Source organism: Flavobacterium galactosi (assembly GCF_048158585.1).
In the GTDB taxonomy this organism is placed as follows: domain Bacteria; phylum Bacteroidota; class Bacteroidia; order Flavobacteriales; family Flavobacteriaceae; genus Flavobacterium; species Flavobacterium galactosi.
Genome location: NZ_JBLNKV010000001.1, coordinates 916680 through 933335, shown reverse-complemented (window position 1 = coordinate 933335; position 16656 = coordinate 916680). Strand labels below are relative to the sequence as shown.

Here is a 16656-nt window from a genome sequence, read left to right as displayed (position 1 = left end):
AATTTATTTAATCTTTTTTCAAAAGAAGCAAATTCCGCTGATTATTCGATTGTTACTTTTATTTGTTTAATTCGTTTTTTATCTACCGCCTCTACCGTAAACTGGCAGTTTTCAAATGCGACTTTCTGATCTTTTTTAGGAAAATTCCCTAAAATCTCAAGTATAAATCCAGCCAATGTTTCGGCTTCTCCTTTTTTAATTTCAAATAATTCTTCATTTACATCAATAATTCTATAGAAATCTTTGAGATTTATTTTTCCTTCAAAAAGATAATTTTTATCATCAATTTGAGAAAAAATGATATTATCATCATCAAATTCGTCACTGATATCACCAACGATTTCTTCGATTACATCTTCCAAAGAGACTAAACCAGAAGTTCCTCCATATTCATCAACTACAATGGCCAAATGACTTTTCATACTTTGAAAATCTTTCAGCAAATTGTCTAATTTTTTATTTTCAGGAACAAAAAACGGCTCTCTTACTAATGACTTCCAATCAAATTCACTGGTGTTTATATGTGGAAGCAAATCTTTCACAAACAAAACGCCTTCTATCTGATCTATATTGTCTCGGTAAACCGGAATTCTGGAATACCCTTTTTCTATAATTTTTGGACAAATAACTGAAAAAGATTCGTCTATTTCTAAAGCAAAAATATCAATCCTGGGACTCATCACCTGTTTCGTATCGGTATTCCCAAAACTTACAATTCCCTCTAATATTTTTTGTTCATCTGAAGTTGTTTCATCCGAATCTGTCAGCTCCAGTGCCTGTGACAATTGATTTACAGAAAAATTTGTCTTTTGTTTTCCCAATTTATTATGTAAATAAATAGTAATTTTGCGCATCGGCAAACTTATTGGCGAAAGCAATTTATCTAGTACTGCAACAGGATAAACGATCAACTTGGCAAACTTAATGTTGTTTCTGCTGGCATAAACTTTGGGCAAAACCTCTCCAAACAACAACAATAGAAAAGTAACTACAATTACTTCGAGAATAAATTTTAAAATAGGGGAAGTGACAGCAGCAAACAGATCTTTACCAACAAATGAAAATAAGATTACAACTCCAATGTTGATGAAATTGTTAGCGACCAGAAGTGTAGCTAAAAGCTTTTTGGGTTTTTCTAAAAGTTCTGAGATAATTTTCCCTTTTGAAACATTCTCTAGCAACGTTTCGTCAATGTCTTTTTGCGACAATGAAAACAAAGCCACTTCAGCTCCTGAAACAATTGCAGAACAAAAAAGTAAGGCAAATATGCCAACAAAACCAAACACCAAGTCAGTGTCTATGGCGTAGGCAAAAAATAAACTGGGCTCTGGGTCCAAATTAAAAAAGATTAGTTAAACATCAAAACGGCAAATCATTAACTGGTAAACCGCTGTTTTGCGCGTCAAAGTTAGTGTTTTTTACGGATTCTGGATTTTGAATTTGTTTGTTGTTCTCGTTATCCTTTTTTGTGGATAAAAAAGTAAATTCAGTTACTTGAATTTCAGTTGTGTATTTAGTCGAGCCGTCTTCCGCTTGCCATTGACGCGATTTCAATCGGCCTTCTACATAAATTTTATCCCCTTTCGAAAGGTACTTTTCACAAAGTTCGGCCGCTTTATTGCGCACAACCAAATTGTGCCACTCTGTAGAAGTGATTTTTTCGTTGGTCGTTTTATTAATGTAAACTTCATTTGTTGCCAATTGAAATCTACCGATACAATTTCCGCCATCAAAATAATGCATTTTGACATCATCACCAAGATGACCTATCAACATAACCTTATTCAATGTTCCGTTCATAATAGTAGAATTGTATTTCAATCAAAGATACATTTTTTTAGAAACTTTATAAATCCTTTTCAATAAAATTATGAATCACAATTGGGAAAGGGAATGTTCTTAAAGTCACAACATCAATTCCGTTTTCAATTGTTCCTTTTATATTCACTTTCCAGAACTTGATATGCAGGTGTTGGTGCGATAATTTATGAATGATGCTCTTTTCGTTACATTCCATTATACTGATAATTCCATTATTAGTGAAAAATTCTTTTTGAATGCGTTCCGTAATACAATCAAAGTCTTCCACTTTTTCGGTTTCTATCAAAGGGAATTCGTATAGATTATGCCAAATCCCTTTATCAGTTCGCTTTTGAATTACAGTATTTCCCTGTTCATCATTGACAACCAAATAATTAAAAAAGCGATTTCTTACTTTCAGTTTCTTAGACTTTACCGGCAATCGGTCCACTTTGTTTTTTTGTAAAGCGGCGCAACTTTCGTTAAAAACGCAAATGCCACAATTAGGACTTTTTGGAACGCATTGCAAAGCACCAAACTCCATGATGGCTTGATTAAAAATAGCCGGATTGTCTTTTGGCATTAATTCAAAAGCTAGAGCAGCAAATTCCTTTTTGGCGGAAGCCGCAGCAATATCCGTTTCAATATCAAAATAACGTGATAAAACCCGGAATACATTTCCATCAACAACAGGGACTACTTCATTATACGAAAAAGAAGCAATTGCAGCAGCGGTATATTCTCCAATTCCTTTCAGTTTCAACAAGTCCTTATAAGTCCCCGGAAAAACTCCTGATAATTCATCCGCTACATGCTGAGCCGTTTTATGCAAATTTCGGGCACGAGAATAATATCCCAAACCTTGCCAAAGTTTTAAAACTTGTTCTTCGTCGGCTTTCGCCAAATCAAAAACAGTAGGAAACACCGTTGTAAAAGACAGAAAATAAGGCATCCCTTGGGCGACTCTTGTTTGTTGCAACATAATTTCCGAGAGCCAAATAGGGTAAGGATTATTCGTATTTCGCCAAGGCAAATCGCGCTTGTTACGTAAATACCATTGTATTAACAAGTTAGAAAAAGTCATGTTTTAATTATTTGTTAGCAAAAGTAAAAGTTTATGTTATTAAAATTTAATGAATTAGCTTGAATAATTGTTTTTTAAATTCCTATATTTGCAAACTCAAAAAAATAGTACAACATAATAAATAGGAAAGAAAATGACGAAAGCAGATATCGTAGCAAAAATTTCAGAAAAATTAGGTCTTGAAAAAGGAGATGTGCAAGCAACTGTAGAGACTTTTATGAATGAAGTAAAAAATTCATTAGAAACTGGAGACAATGTTTATTTAAGAGGTTTTGGAAGCTTTATCGTAAAAACTAGAGCGGAAAAAACAGGTAGAAATATCTCTAAAAATACAACAATAAAAATTCCTGCACATAATATTCCAGCCTTCAAACCTGCAAAAGTTTTTGTTGAAGGAGTAAAAATAAATAACGAAGCAAAATAATATAATTAATTAATCATAAAATCTTCAAGATATGCCAAGCGGTAAAAAAAGAAAGAGACATAAGGTAGCAACTCACAAACGTAAAAAAAGAGCGAGAGCTAACCGTCACAAAAAGAAAAAGTAGTTTTAAACTACTTTTTTCTTTTTAAACGTTCATTGAAATTGAGATTTAAGATAGTAGATTACCAATTTAAGATTGCAGATTTGAAAAATCTAAAATTAAGAATCAAAACTCAGAAATCTAAAATCTCCCCGGGTTCAATACCTGTTAAAATATTGTTTAATCCATTTGTTCGTCTTGGCGAATAGATAAAAAATTTACAGTGTGAATAAAGAATTAATCATTAGATCTAGTTCTGAAGCCGTAGATTTTGCCTTATTAAAAGATGGAAAACTAATTGAATTACACAAAGAAGAAGAAAAAAGCAACTTCCAAGTAGGTGATATTTTTATTGCCAAAATAAGGAAACCTGTTGCCGGACTTAATGCTGCTTTTGTAAATGTAGGCTTCGAAAAAGATGCTTTTTTACATTATCACGATTTAGGTCCTAATCTATCTTCCCAACTGAAATTCATAAAACTTGTAAGCGCAGGTAAATTAAAAGATTTCTCCCTAAAAAACTTTCAGTTTGAAAAAGAGATAGATAAAGACGGTACTATTACTGATGTAATAAGTGCCAATCAATCTATTTTAGTACAAGTCGTCAAAGAACCAATATCTACAAAAGGACCAAGAATTAGCGCTGAGCTTTCTCTTGCCGGAAGATTTATAGTTTTAGTTCCGTTTTCTGACCGCGTTTCTATTTCTCAAAAAATAGAAGACAAAAAGGAAAAAGAACGCTTGAAACGATTAGTACAATCCATCAAACCAAAAGGATTTGGTGTTATTGTTCGCACAGTAGCCGAAGGCAAAAATACAGCCGAATTAGAAAAAGATTTGCAGAACCTGCTTAGCAGATGGACTGCAATGTGTAAAAAATTACCAACTGCTCATCATCCGTCCAAAGTATTGGGAGAACTCAACAGAGCCTCTTCCATATTAAGAGACGTATTTAATGATACCTTTAGTGGTATTCAAATTGATGATGAAGAGTTGTTCAACCAAACGAAGGATTATTTGCAAGAAATTGCTCCTTCAAAACAATCAATTGTTAAGTTTTATCAATCAAACGATACGCCTATTTTTGAGAAATACAACATAGAGAGACAGATCAAGACTTCTTTTGGAAAAACAGTATCCATGAGTAAAGGGGCTTATCTTATTATCGAACATACTGAAGCTTTGCACGTTATAGACGTAAACAGCGGAAATCGTTCTAATAAGGCTACCAACCAGGAAGATACAGCCATGGAAGTGAATATGATTGCTGCTGCTGAAATTGCAAGACAATTGCGTCTTCGTGATATGGGCGGTATCATTGTAGTTGATTTTATCGATATGTCTAATCCAGAAAATCGTAAAGTTTTGTTCGAATTCCTACGGGAAGAAATGAGCGATGATAAAGCAAAACATAAAATCTTACCTCCGAGTAAATTTGGATTAGTCCAAATTACAAGACAAAGAGTAAGACCAGAAGTAAACATTAAAACTAGAGAAGAAGATCCAAACAATGAAAATGGAGAAATAGAAGCTCCAATATTAATCATTGATAAAATTGCTTCCGATTTAGAAACAGTTTTAAAAAATCACAAAGAAGTAGTACTTAATGTACATCCATTTGTGGCCGCATACCTTACCAAAGGTTTTCCATCATTACGTTCAAAATGGTTTCTTGAACATAAAAAGTGGGTGAAAATCATACCTCGTGACGCTTACACGTATTTAGAATATCATTTCTACGATAAAAAAGAAAATGTTATTATAGAATAGATTCTGAAATAAATTCAAAATAAAAAACCGCCTTTCGTGAGATTGGCGGTTTTTTTATGTCTTTTTTTTTTAAAAGCCATTTAGGTTCGCCGAATCTTTGATGTCTTGCTCGGTTTATATAGCCCTTGATTCATAGAGGCAATCATATCCTACGTAACATTCGTTTTACGATTTGATTTTATTTTTATAATATTTAATATCTATTAAGAATACAGTAACCGATTAATTTTGTAAAAATATTTCTTTTGAAAATGGATACACTTTTAACCTTACTATATAAAAACAGTCTGTTTTATAAAATTAATTTGCTGTTGACAATAACTATTGCTGTTTTTTTGTGCGTTCTTTCAAGAACTGAAGGCTTTATTTTTTTGAATAGTTTTCACACAAAAAACCTGAAAATCTTCTTTCAGAACATCACTTTTTTGGGAGATGGTATGTTCACTTTTTTAGTTAGTTTAGTAATCCTTGTTTTTTTTAAAAAGCATAAAAAACTGGCTTTACTTTTAGTACTGGCTTATTTAGTCTCCGGTATATTTTCTCAAATTTTCAAAACAATTATTACTGCACCTAGGCCAAGTGTGTATTTTGCAGTCCATAAATATAAATTTTATTTAGATACGTTTGTGAACAGTAGAGTTGGATTTCGCAGTTTTCCTTCTGGCCATTCCGCTTCCGCTTTTGCAATGGCCACAATTTTTTCTACTTATTTTACAAGTAAACGCGTTAGTGTATTTTCATTGGGTTTTGGACTTTTAATAGGATATTCCAGAATATATTTAGCTCATCATTTTTTAATAGATGTATTGGGAGGAGCTATAATAGGGATTCTGTTTGCGTCTTTATCTATAGTTTGGTACGAAGCCATTAGTTTAAAAATCATCAAAACAGTTATTAAACAAAGTCGTTTAATACTAAAACCTTGGGGTACTACTTTTCCGAACTCTTCAATAACCAACGGGTAAATGGATTTCATTATATTTATAAAATTTGGATTGGTAGGCTTCACCGGTCTTGCAATCGATTTCTGCATAACTTGGTTTTGTAAAGAAAAATTACGACTAAATAAATATGTCGCTAACTCGTTAGGATTTTCATTTGCAGTTGTAAACAATTATATTCTCAACAGATATTTTACTTTTCACAATAACGACAGTCATGTTGTATCTCAGTTTTTTAGTTTTTTAATTATTTCAGTTATAGGTCTTACATTAAACACAATTTTGCTCTATTTGCTTCAAAAAAACACCAAAATCAATTTTTATGTATGCAAAGTAATCGTTACTATTATTGTGGTTATATGGAATTTCACCGCCAACACACTGTATACCTTTAAATTATAATGACAGAAAAGCACAAGCTATTTTTACTGATACTTATCGCCACTTTAGTTAGGGGGATTATTGCAATTACAACAGGACTGGGCAACGATGAAGTTTATTACCTTACTTATGCCCAACATTTACAATGGAATTATTTCGACCATCCACCCATGGTTGCCTTACTTATCAGATTAACAACACTCAATTTGTTTTTCACAAACGAACTTTTCATCCGTTTAGGTTCTATTATTTTAGCAGGAATTAACACCTATTTGATTTATACTATTTGCAAAAATATAAAGAATGAAAAAGCAGGTTTTATCGCTGCTTTATTGTTTACTGGTTCTTTTTATTCGAGTATAATTGCAGGTGTTTTTATTATGCCTGATTCCCCACAATTATTTTTTTGGATGATCTGTGTTTCTTTACTTATAAAAATTGTATCAGCTACCAAAACTGATACCCATCTAAATTATAATATTTTACTTTTTGGACTAGTTACTGGCTTGTGTATTATGAGTAAAATACATGGTATATTTTTATGGTTCGGCTTTGCATTGTATATTTTATGCTATAAAAGGACTCTGCTGGCAAATGGATACCTCTATCTTGCGGTATTAATCACTATACTAATTATTTCACCCGTATTAATCTGGAATATTAATAATCATTTCATTACCTATACTTTTCACAGTAATAGAGTTTCCATTAATAGCGGTATTAATTCCAGTAGTTTTTTTAGAGAATTTTTTGGAGGTATTTTTTATAATAACCCGATTAATTATTTTTTGTTTATTGTATCAATAATTGCACTTTGGAAAAACAAACTCGATATCGCAGCGCCAATCAAAAGAGTACTTCTTTTATTAAGTATTCCATTAATTTTCTTGCTGCTTTTTATGTCATTGTTCAGAGATACGCTTCCACATTGGTCCGGACCGGCCTTTATAGCATTGATGATTCTCACCGCTTGTTACATTGCTGATGAAGTACAAACTTTAAAAAATAAAAATCTAAGATTAAATAAATTAGCCATTTCTTCTTGTATTTTCATATTGATAATAACAATTTCTGGAATTCTGTTAATTAATTACTTTCCCGGCACCATTGGAAATAAAAAAGAAGAATCGTTTGGTAAAGGTGATGTAACATTAGACATGTACGATTGGAATTTCTTCAAAAATGAGTTTCAAAAAACATATAAAAAAGAGATTGAATCTGGAAAAACGACTACAACTTTTATCATTAACAACAAGTGGTTTCCTGGTGCACATATCGATAATTATATTGCACAACCGTTGCATTTAGATTTCATTGCTGTCGGTAAATTAGAGGATATTCATACCTATGAATGGTTAAACAAATACAGAAAGAAACTAAAATATGGTGATGACGCCTACTTTATTACAGTATCCAATAATTTTAGCGATCCGAGTGAGCCATACAAAATAATGTTCGAAAAAATTAACACGCCAGTAGTCATCCGACAATTCAGGAATAAAAAGCATGTTAGAAATATGCTGGTTTATTTGCTTGAAGGATATAAAGTAAAATAACCGTTATTCTATATAATTATTTCCTTCTCTCCACAAAAAATCTTTTCATCAGCTCTGCAGCTTGCTCAGCTAAAACTCCAGAAACAACAGTGGTTTTAGGATGCAGTTGCGTCCCCATTTTTGTAAAACCTCGATTTTCATCGGTTGCACCAAAAACAATTTTCGAAATCTGACTCCAATACAAAGCGCCGGCACACATTTGGCAAGGTTCTAATGTCACATAAAGTGTGCACCCAATTAAATATTTGCCCCCGAGATAATTCGCAGCAGCTGTAATAGCCTGCATTTCGGCATGAGCCGTTACATCGTTGAGTAATTCGGTTAAATTATGACTTCGGGCTATCACTTTATTAGCAACGACAATAATGGCGCCAACAGGAATTTCGGCTTTATCAAAAGCCATTTCGGCTTCTTGCAACGCTTTTTTCATAAAATATTCGTCGGTGAAAGGATTTATCATAGTTACAAAAATAAGAATTCAATTCGTACATTTGCTTTATGTCAGATAATTTACTTTCAAACATAAATAACCCAACCGATTTACGGGTACTCGACGAAGCCCAACTTCCTCAAGTTGCTCAGGAATTACGTGAATTCATCATCGATATTGTCTCAGTAAAAGAAGGTCATCTCGGCGCGAGCCTTGGCGTTGTAGAACTCACTATCGCTTTGCATTATGTTTTTGATACACCAACCGATTTATTGATTTGGGACGTAGGCCACCAAGCCTACGGACATAAAATACTGACGGGTAGAAGAGAACATTTCCATACCAATCGGCAATTGGGTGGCATTTCGGGTTTTCCAAAAAGAAGTGAGAGCAGTTACGATGCTTTTGGCGTAGGCCACTCCTCTACTTCTATTTCGGCAGCTCTTGGAATGGCAATTGCATCCAATTTGAAAGGCGACTTCAACAAACAACACATTGCCGTGATTGGAGATGCATCCATCGCATCAGGAATGGCTTTTGAAGGCTTAAATCACGCCGGAGTTACTGATGCTAATTTATTAGTGATCCTCAATGACAACGCTATTGGAATCGACCCCAGTGTAGGCGCTTTGAAACAATACCTCACTGCCGTAAAAGAAGGAAAGAATCCAAGACAAAACAACATGATTAAGTCTTTGAATTTTAATTATTCCGGACCAATAGACGGTCATGATATTTTCGCGGTAATCAAGGAATTAAAGCGATTACAGAAAATAAAAGGTCCAAAATTCCTCCATATCACTACCACCAAGGGAAAAGGATTGCAACAAGCAGAAGAGAATCAGGTGAAATACCATGCCCCTGGAAAATTTGATGCTAATACAGGTGAAATCCACATAAAATCAGAAGAAAATTTACCCCCAAAATACCAAGATGTATTTGGCTTGACGTTATTGGATTTAGCTAAAAAGAACGAAAAAATCATTGGAATTACCCCTGCAATGCCCTCCGGAAGTTCATTGAAATTTATGATGAACGCTTTTCCAAAACGTGCTTTTGATGTAGGAATTGCCGAGCAACATGCAGTAACTCTCGCAGCCGGAATGGCGACGCAAGGCATGGTGGTTTTCTGCAATATCTATTCTACTTTTTTACAAAGAGGCTACGATCAGGTTATTCACGATGTGGCTATACAGAATTTACCGGTAATTTTTTGTTTGGACAGAGCTGGTTTAGTGGGTGAAGACGGCGCAACGCATCATGGCGTTTTCGATTTGGCTTTTTTACGATGCATTCCCAATATGATTGTTTATGCTCCAATGAACGAAATAGCGCTACAAAATATTCTCTATACGGCACAGTTGGGCTTGAATAATCCAATAGCAATTCGTTATCCGAGAGGTCGGGGCGTCATTGAAGATTGGCAAAAGCAACATCTGGGCACGTATAAAAAAATAGAAATTGGAAAAAGTATTTGTATTAAAAATGGTTCGAAAGTAGCCGTTTTATCCAATGGAACAATTGGCAATACTGTTACTTTGGCCTTAGCCAAAATGAAAGATGCAACAATCATTGCCCATTACGATTTTCCTTTTGTTAAACCATTAGACAATAATCAATTACACTCCATTTTTACTGAATTTAAAACTATAATTACAATTGAAGATGGCGTTATAAAAGGCGGCTTTGGAAGTGCAATTCTCGAGTTTGCATCCGAGAATAGTTATACTTCAAAAATAACTGTTCTTGGGATTCCCGATGAATTTATAGAACAGGGTACCGTTACCGAACAACAACAATATTGTAAAATTGACGTTAAAAGTCTTGAAATACTTTTTTCGAGTTATTAAAATAATTATTTTGCGCCCTTAAATTTATACGATTTTATGAAATTACTATCCTACGCTTTACTCTTGTTTACGCTAACAATTTCTATAAATAGTTTTTCTCAAGAGACAGCAACAACTCCTATAATAGGGGGACTTATACCTACAACAACACTTGTAAAAGTAACTACTTACGAACCTTTGACAGTGGCATTAAAAATACACCCGCCGACCCCTATATATACGGTATCACCTTGGACAAAAAAAAATAGCTTAGGTTTCTACCTCTCAGAAATTGCTTTTGTTAATTGGAGTGCTGGTGGAACAAGCTCCATATCAGGATTGGTTAAAGGAGATTTCACAAGAGTATATGCCAAAAAAAATCGCAAATGGGTAAACGAACTTGTTATTCGATATGGTTTAAACAAACAAGATGGAATCGAAGTAAGAAAAACGGAAGATGCCATCCGATTTAATTCCTCCTTTGGGTATCGAAATGACACCCTTTCAAATTGGTATCACACCGCAAAATTTAATTTTAACTCCCAGTTTTCAAATGGTTATTCGTATCCAAATAAAGAAATTGCCAAATCAAAACCTTTAGCGCCAGCATATGCATTTATGGGGATGGGAGCTGAAAACAGCAGTAAAGATAAAAATAGAATATTCTATATTTCCCCTTTTACTTTTAAAACCACATTGGTTTTAGATCAAAAATTAGCCAATCAAGGTGCCTTTGGTGTTGAAAAAGCAACTTATGACAGTGCTGGGCTTCTAATTTCTGAAGGTAAAATGTCAAAAACTGAACTTGGTTTTTTAGTGACTAGCTCTTATAAAAAAGAAATTGCCAAAAATATTAATATAGAAAACCGCTTAAGTTTATACTCTGATTACATTAATAATTTTGGCAATGTTGATGTTGATTGCGATTTAACATTAGACTTAGTTGTAAACCAATATGTAAAAGCAAATATAGGAACCCGAATAGTCTATGATGATGATATAAAAACAAAAAAAGAAATTGATGGCAAACAAATTACCGAAGGTCCAAAAACACAACTAAAACAACTTTTAGGTGTGGGAATAGTATATGCTTTCTAAAACAATTAAGCTTTTTTTCTTCCATTAATAGTTTCAAATAATTCGAGCGCATTCCCATCAGTCAGCAGCGATACATAATGACAAATATGAAGTAATCTTCCATAAAGATTTTCCTTTTCTAAATGATGTTTCTCTGGCAACATTTTCATAATGAGAGCATCATAATTTGATGCTTCTCCGTTGAATTTATTATTGAAAGCGGTTATGAATTTATCCAATAAAGTTTGTATAATTTGATATCCGACGATTTCTTTCTCGATGACTTCACGGCTTTGGTAAATGTTTTTAACGCTGATTTTAATGATATCATCCATCTGCGCTTTGTACTTACTTTTATCCATTATAGCATACGGAAATTTACCATCCAAAATTAAGGCTTCATTTTCGATAAAAACTTTCACTGCATCATTAATTAAACTACCGATTGCCAAAGCACGCAAATAACTTATTCGGTCTTCTTTGGTTTCTAAAGTCTTGTATTTAGATGTATCGATGCTGTCTTTTACCAATTTTATCAAATATTCCAAGGCAAAATCCTCCGAAACTAACCCTAAATTGATTCCGTCTTCAAAATCGATTATGGTATAACAAATATCATCCGCTGCTTCGACTAAATAAGCCAAAGGATGTCTCTCGAAACCTATATTATCTCCCGATTTATTTGGAATCAAACCCATATCAGTAGCCACATCTTGGAAAAAGGCTTTGTCAGTTTGAAAAAAACCATATTTTTTATCGGCAATAGCTGCGGTTGGTTTTTTCGGCAAACTTTCTTTTGGATATTTCATAAAAGCACCAAGAGTCGCATAGGAAATTCGAAGCCCCCCTTCAATTCCGGGACGACCTGCTGTCAGTACTGAAAATCCATTCGCATTTCCTTCAAAATCAATTAAATCCTGCCATTCTTTGGGAGTAAGCTGGTCTTTGTATTGCTGCCCTTTCCCAATAGAAAAATACTCTCCAATTGCTTTTTCACCAGAATGGCCAAAAGGCGGATTCCCAATATCATGAGCCAATGATGCTGCGGCAACTATAGCACCAAAATCATTCATGTGATAGCCGTGAACCTCTTTTAAATGCGGGTATTTTTCTATGATTTTCTTACCAACCAATCGACCTAAAGAACGTCCCACAACCGAAACTTCCAAACTATGTGTCAATCGGGTATGCACAAAATCAGTTTTTGATAAGGGAATAACCTGTGTTTTATCCTGTAAACTTCTAAAAGCGGACGAAAAGATTATACGATCATAATCAACCTCAAAACCCAAACGGGTATCGTCTTGTTCTACACGCAATCTTTTGCCCTTGTCGCCTTGTCTTCTTAGTGATAAAAGTTGTTCCCAGTTCATTATGATTTATAATTTCAGATTAACGAATTTTGATCTCCGATTTAAAAGAACCAAAAATACATTTTATTTTAAGATTTTACCCCGCAATTAAAATTCTCTTAAAACAAAAATTCCAATACAATGATTTTGCGTTGTTAAATAGCCAATGCCGTACTGTGCTTGATTTCTCCCATCACAAAAACACTTTGCGTATTCCCGATATTTTCGATAGTGGATAGTTTATTCATCACAAAATCTTGATAACTGGACATATCTTCCACCAGAATTTTCAACATGAAATCATAATCTCCTGCAATGTTGTAGCATTCGATAATTTCAGGAAGGGCTACGATATCTTTTACAAAATTACTCCCCACATTTTTGGCGTGTTCTTTTAGCCGAACATTACAAAATACGGTCATCCCAAGATTCAATTTTTTCTTATCCAATAAAGCAACATATTTCATAATATAGCCGTCCCGTTCCAATCTTTTTATCCGTTCATAGACTGGTGTAACCGTCAAAAATAATTTACTTGCTAGCTCTTTAGTATTGATATTGGAGTTTTCCTGCAGGTGTTTTAAAATTTGCAAATCAATGTTGTCGATATTTCCCATAGTACTTTTTACTGTTAAAAATCATTTTCAAAGTTTCATTCCGAACTAAAACCTACATTATATCCATATAACACTTTTATTCACTGAAACAATGCGCTAATTTAAGTTTAAATATCCAATACAATAACTTTGCATAGTAAAAAATACTGTAAAAAATGAAAACAAACAATCTAGGTTATCCAAGAATTGGCAGCAACAGAGAATTAAAAAAAGCCTGTGAATCGTATTGGGCAGGAAAAATTTCCATAGCAGAACTTTTAACTATAGGCGCAACTATCCGCAAAGAAAACTGGCAATTACAAGCCGAGGCTGGAATCGATTTAATCCCTTCCAATGACTTTTCCTTTTATGATCAAGTATTGGATTTATCACTTACATTGGGTGTTATTCCAAAACGGTATCAAGAGTTAGCCAAAACAAACTCCATTATCGATTTGTATTTTGCCATGGCAAGAGGTTCACAAAAAGACGGAGAAGATGTGGTTGCCATGGAAATGACAAAATGGTTTGATACCAATTACCATTACATTGTACCGGAATTTACAAAAGATCAAGAATTTAAATTATTCTCCGAAAAAATAATCGACGAGTTCAAAGAAGCCAATACTTTAGGAATCGCAACAAAACCAGTTCTAATAGGACCCGTTTCTTATTTACTTCTTGGAAAAGAAAAGGAAGAAGGTTTCCATAGAATAGACCTTATTGATAAATTACTTCCGGTATATTTTAAAATTCTTAAAAAATTAGAAGACGAAAACATTGAATGGATTCAATTTGACGAACCATTTTTAGCCTTGAATCTAACTGATAAAGAAAGAAGCGCTATCACGTATGTGTATACCGAAATCAACAAACGCTTCCCTAAAATCAAATTAATTCTTGCTAATTATTTTGATTGCTTTGGTGAAAATCTAGAAACTGTTCTTGCGTTACCTGTTCACACTTTACATTTGGATTTGGTGCGTTGTCATTCGCAGTTGGATGATATTTTAGAATCCGGACAATTATCAGACAACGTAAATCTTTCCCTTGGCGTTGTCGATGGAAGGAACATTTGGAAAAATGATTTCAAAAAATCGGTAGCCCTTATCAAAAAAGCAACGGACGCACTTGGCGAAAACAGAATACTAATTGCACCATCGTGTTCCCTTATTCACTCGCCATGTGATTTGGAACTAGAAACCAACAACACAACATTAACTCCTGAAATCAAACAATGGCTGGCTTTCGCCAAACAAAAAATCGATGAAGTAGTACTGCTTCAAAGCTTTGCTTTAAATGAGATAACTCAACATGAATCGGTTTTATTTCAAGAAAATACGATCGCCAACGAAAACCGAAAAACATCTAAATTAATCCATAATGATGCGGTGAAAAATCGTGTCGCCAGTATTACAACCGGTGATGATCAGAGAGGAAATCCGTTTTCCATTCGAAGAAAAAAACAAATAGACGTATTGAATCTTCCATTATTCCCAACTACAACTATTGGTTCTTTTCCGCAAACTACCGAAGTGCGCAGCTGGAGAGCGAAATTCAAAAAAGGCGAATTAAACCAACAACAATACGATGATTTACTCCAAAAAGAAACCGAAGAAACGATTCGCTTTCAAGAAGAAACCGGCATTGATGTATTGGTGCACGGAGAATTTGAACGCAATGACATGGTGGAATATTTTGGAGAACAATTAGACGGATTTGCATTTACCAAAAACGGCTGGGTACAAAGTTACGGAAGCCGTTGTGTGAAACCTCCCGTTATTTATGGTGATGTATCGCGTCCAAATCCGATGACTGTGAAATGGTCAGCCTTTGCACAATCGCTGACGCCAAAATGGGTTAAAGGAATGCTAACTGGTCCCGTGACTATTTTACAATGGTCCTTTGTCCGCAACGATCAACCCCGCTCAGAAACCTGTACTCAAATTGCACTGGCGATTAGAGATGAAGTAGTCGATTTAGAAAATGCAGGAATTAAGATTATTCAAATTGACGAACCCGCCATTCGAGAAGGATTGCCTTTACGAAAAGAAGAATGGGCAACCTATTTGGATTGGGCCGTAAAAGCCTTTAGAATTTCGGCAAGTGGCGTAAAAGATGACACCCAGATTCATACGCACATGTGTTACAGCGAATTTAACGACATCATCCAGAATATTGCCGATATGGATGCCGATGTAATCACCATAGAATGTTCGCGTTCGCAAATGGAATTACTGGATGCTTTTGCCGATTTCAATTATCCAAACGAAATAGGACCTGGCGTGTATGATATCCATTCGCCTCGCGTTCCTTCCAGTTCCGAAATGGTGAAGTTATTAGAAAAAGCGTCGGCAGTGATTCCTGTAGACCAGCTTTGGGTAAACCCGGATTGTGGTTTAAAAACGCGTCATTGGGACGAAACCAAAAAAGCTTTGATCGAAATGGTAGCCGCTGCTCAAGAAATGAGAATTGCAGTAAATAATATAGTGACATTATAGTTCAATTGAAAAAACCCGGTAGATTTAAAAATCTATTGGGTTTTCTTTTTTAGGGAAACTATCATTAAACTACAATTTCACCAGATGGATCAAGCAATTTCTTTCTCGCAATAAACTCATCCTTTTTTACCACATACGTAACGGATAATGTATCGTGCCATCCTCGCGAATCGCCTGCTAAAAAAGAAAAAGGCTCGAAAGGGATTAATCTGGAGACTGTTCGTAGAATAACGCTTTTCATATTTGGTTTTGAACCATCATGCTTTACAACCAGTGTTTCAGTGAAATATTTTGCGAATGTTCTGGAGAAATACATTTCAGTAAGTCCGTAATAAAAAAACAGGATAATAAGTCCAAAAAAGAAATTTTCAATGGGGCTCAATGCTTTAACCCAATTCGAAGCTGCATAACTATGGGTCAAGTCTCCAATTATAGTTATGGTAGTGCCGATAGTGATTCCGATAATATAAATAATCAGTAGATCGATAATGAAATTCAGGAAACGCTGGCTTTTGGAAGCTAATAAATCATCTGTAACAGTAAATTTTTTATTTTCCATTTTTATCGTTTTTGATTATAATAAAAGACTTTAAGGGCTAATAATTATCTCAAATATAGTGAATTATTTACAAATTTTACTCTTAAATCTTGGGGTTTTAGCCCCGATTGAAGTGGAAATCCTTTTTATTTTTTCTTTAAAAATAAAAAGATTGTAACGGAAAGCGGGAAATTGCTCCAAAAAAAAGCAGCTATCATTACAATAACTGCTTAAAATTTCTCCTTCGCCAAAATGTAAAAGGTTTATTTATACTGAT

The 16656-nt window shown here is 34.2% G+C and carries 15 protein-coding genes; 8 read left to right on the top strand and 7 right to left on the bottom strand.

Features of this window, described 5'->3' with window-relative positions:
* Window positions 1-41: 41 nt before the first annotated feature.
* From ACM55M_RS03955 to mutY, 3 genes are read right to left on the bottom strand one after another with little or no spacing between them, the layout of a single operon-like run.
* Window positions 42-1337 (bottom strand): gliding motility-associated protein GldE, encoded by a 1296-nt coding sequence (locus tag ACM55M_RS03955; protein ID WP_416856202.1) that lies wholly within the window; start codon window positions 1335-1337, stop codon window positions 42-44.
* A gap of 22 nt (window positions 1338-1359) precedes the next feature.
* Window positions 1360-1800 (bottom strand): single-stranded DNA-binding protein, encoded by a 441-nt coding sequence (locus ACM55M_RS03950; RefSeq protein WP_416856287.1) that lies wholly within the window; start codon window positions 1798-1800, stop codon window positions 1360-1362.
* Window positions 1801-1846: 46 nt separating this feature from the next.
* Window positions 1847-2884 (bottom strand): A/G-specific adenine glycosylase, encoded by a 1038-nt coding sequence (gene mutY / locus ACM55M_RS03945; protein ID WP_416856200.1) that lies wholly within the window; start codon window positions 2882-2884, stop codon window positions 1847-1849.
* A 133-nt stretch (window positions 2885-3017) separates the two neighbouring features.
* Here mutY and ACM55M_RS03940 point away from each other — a divergent pair, with 133 nt between their 5' ends.
* The 5 genes from ACM55M_RS03940 (at window position 3018) to ACM55M_RS03920 (ending at window position 8056) form a co-directional block, all read left to right on the top strand.
* Complete coding sequence (locus ACM55M_RS03940) at window positions 3018-3308, top strand: HU family DNA-binding protein (protein ID WP_016989051.1); 291 nt, start codon at window positions 3018-3020, stop codon at window positions 3306-3308.
* 325 nt (window positions 3309-3633) lie between these two features.
* Entirely contained in the window at window positions 3634-5178 is a 1545-nt protein-coding gene (locus ACM55M_RS03935) for an Rne/Rng family ribonuclease (protein ID WP_416856198.1), read from the top strand.
* Between the two features lie 251 nt (window positions 5179-5429).
* On the top strand, window positions 5430-6143 hold the full coding sequence (locus tag ACM55M_RS03930) for a phosphatase PAP2 family protein (RefSeq protein WP_416856197.1): 714 nt from the start codon (window positions 5430-5432) through the stop codon (window positions 6141-6143).
* Window positions 6144-6521, top strand: a complete 378-nt coding sequence (locus tag ACM55M_RS03925) for a GtrA family protein (RefSeq protein WP_416848191.1) — start codon at window positions 6144-6146, stop codon at window positions 6519-6521. It begins immediately after the preceding gene.
* Window positions 6521-8056, top strand: a complete 1536-nt coding sequence (locus ACM55M_RS03920) for an ArnT family glycosyltransferase (RefSeq protein ID WP_416856196.1) — start codon at window positions 6521-6523, stop codon at window positions 8054-8056. Before ACM55M_RS03925 ends, ACM55M_RS03920 begins: the two co-directional genes overlap by 1 nt.
* A gap of 16 nt (window positions 8057-8072) precedes the next feature.
* On the opposite strand, the gene ACM55M_RS03915 is transcribed toward ACM55M_RS03920, so the two are convergent.
* Window positions 8073-8516 (bottom strand): nucleoside deaminase, encoded by a 444-nt coding sequence (locus ACM55M_RS03915; protein ID WP_416856195.1) that lies wholly within the window; start codon window positions 8514-8516, stop codon window positions 8073-8075.
* Between the two features lie 38 nt (window positions 8517-8554).
* Between ACM55M_RS03915 and ACM55M_RS03910 the strand changes: the two genes are divergently transcribed.
* Window positions 8555-10336, top strand: a complete 1782-nt coding sequence (locus tag ACM55M_RS03910; protein ID WP_416856194.1) for a 1-deoxy-D-xylulose-5-phosphate synthase — start codon at window positions 8555-8557, stop codon at window positions 10334-10336.
* Window positions 10337-10372: 36 nt separating this feature from the next.
* A complete protein-coding gene (locus ACM55M_RS03905) occupies window positions 10373-11413 on the top strand; it encodes a DUF3078 domain-containing protein (RefSeq protein WP_416856193.1) in 1041 nt (346 codons plus the stop codon).
* Window positions 11414-11418: 5 nt separating this feature from the next.
* Here the strand turns inward: ACM55M_RS03905 and ACM55M_RS03900 are convergent, their stop codons facing one another.
* Complete coding sequence (locus tag ACM55M_RS03900; protein ID WP_416856192.1) at window positions 11419-12765, bottom strand: deoxyguanosinetriphosphate triphosphohydrolase; 1347 nt, start codon at window positions 12763-12765, stop codon at window positions 11419-11421.
* 134 nt (window positions 12766-12899) lie between these two features.
* Entirely contained in the window at window positions 12900-13361 is a 462-nt protein-coding gene (locus ACM55M_RS03895; RefSeq protein ID WP_416856191.1) for an Lrp/AsnC family transcriptional regulator, read from the bottom strand.
* Between the two features lie 155 nt (window positions 13362-13516).
* On the opposite strand from ACM55M_RS03895, the gene metE reads away from it, so the two are divergent.
* On the top strand, window positions 13517-15841 hold the full coding sequence (gene metE / locus ACM55M_RS03890; RefSeq protein WP_416856190.1) for a 5-methyltetrahydropteroyltriglutamate--homocysteine S-methyltransferase: 2325 nt from the start codon (window positions 13517-13519) through the stop codon (window positions 15839-15841).
* A gap of 64 nt (window positions 15842-15905) precedes the next feature.
* Here metE and ACM55M_RS03885 read toward each other — a convergent pair whose 3' ends face one another.
* Entirely contained in the window at window positions 15906-16400 is a 495-nt protein-coding gene (locus ACM55M_RS03885) for an RDD family protein (RefSeq protein ID WP_416856189.1), read from the bottom strand.
* Between the last annotated feature and the right edge of the window lie 256 nt (window positions 16401-16656).

Excerpts from the sequence above, each read along its gene's own strand:
- ACM55M_RS03950 (WP_416856287.1), bottom strand. The coding sequence starts at position 1,800 with ATGAACGGAACATTGAATAAGGTTATGTTGATAGGTCATCTTGGTGAT.
- mutY (WP_416856200.1), bottom strand. The coding sequence starts at position 2,884 with ATGACTTTTTCTAACTTGTTAATACAATGGTATTTACGTAACAAGCGC.
- ACM55M_RS03940 (WP_016989051.1), top strand. The coding sequence starts at position 3,018 with ATGACGAAAGCAGATATCGTAGCAAAAATTTCAGAAAAATTAGGTCTT.
- ACM55M_RS03930 (WP_416856197.1), top strand. The coding sequence starts at position 5,430 with ATGGATACACTTTTAACCTTACTATATAAAAACAGTCTGTTTTATAAA.
- ACM55M_RS03925 (WP_416848191.1), top strand. The coding sequence starts at position 6,144 with ATGGATTTCATTATATTTATAAAATTTGGATTGGTAGGCTTCACCGGT.
- ACM55M_RS03920 (WP_416856196.1), top strand. The coding sequence starts at position 6,521 with ATGACAGAAAAGCACAAGCTATTTTTACTGATACTTATCGCCACTTTA.
- ACM55M_RS03915 (WP_416856195.1), bottom strand. The coding sequence starts at position 8,516 with ATGATAAATCCTTTCACCGACGAATATTTTATGAAAAAAGCGTTGCAA.
- ACM55M_RS03910 (WP_416856194.1), top strand. The coding sequence starts at position 8,555 with ATGTCAGATAATTTACTTTCAAACATAAATAACCCAACCGATTTACGG.
- ACM55M_RS03905 (WP_416856193.1), top strand. The coding sequence starts at position 10,373 with ATGAAATTACTATCCTACGCTTTACTCTTGTTTACGCTAACAATTTCT.
- ACM55M_RS03900 (WP_416856192.1), bottom strand. The coding sequence starts at position 12,765 with ATGAACTGGGAACAACTTTTATCACTAAGAAGACAAGGCGACAAGGGC.
- ACM55M_RS03895 (WP_416856191.1), bottom strand. The coding sequence starts at position 13,361 with ATGGGAAATATCGACAACATTGATTTGCAAATTTTAAAACACCTGCAG.
- metE (WP_416856190.1), top strand. The coding sequence starts at position 13,517 with ATGAAAACAAACAATCTAGGTTATCCAAGAATTGGCAGCAACAGAGAA.
- ACM55M_RS03885 (WP_416856189.1), bottom strand. The coding sequence starts at position 16,400 with ATGGAAAATAAAAAATTTACTGTTACAGATGATTTATTAGCTTCCAAA.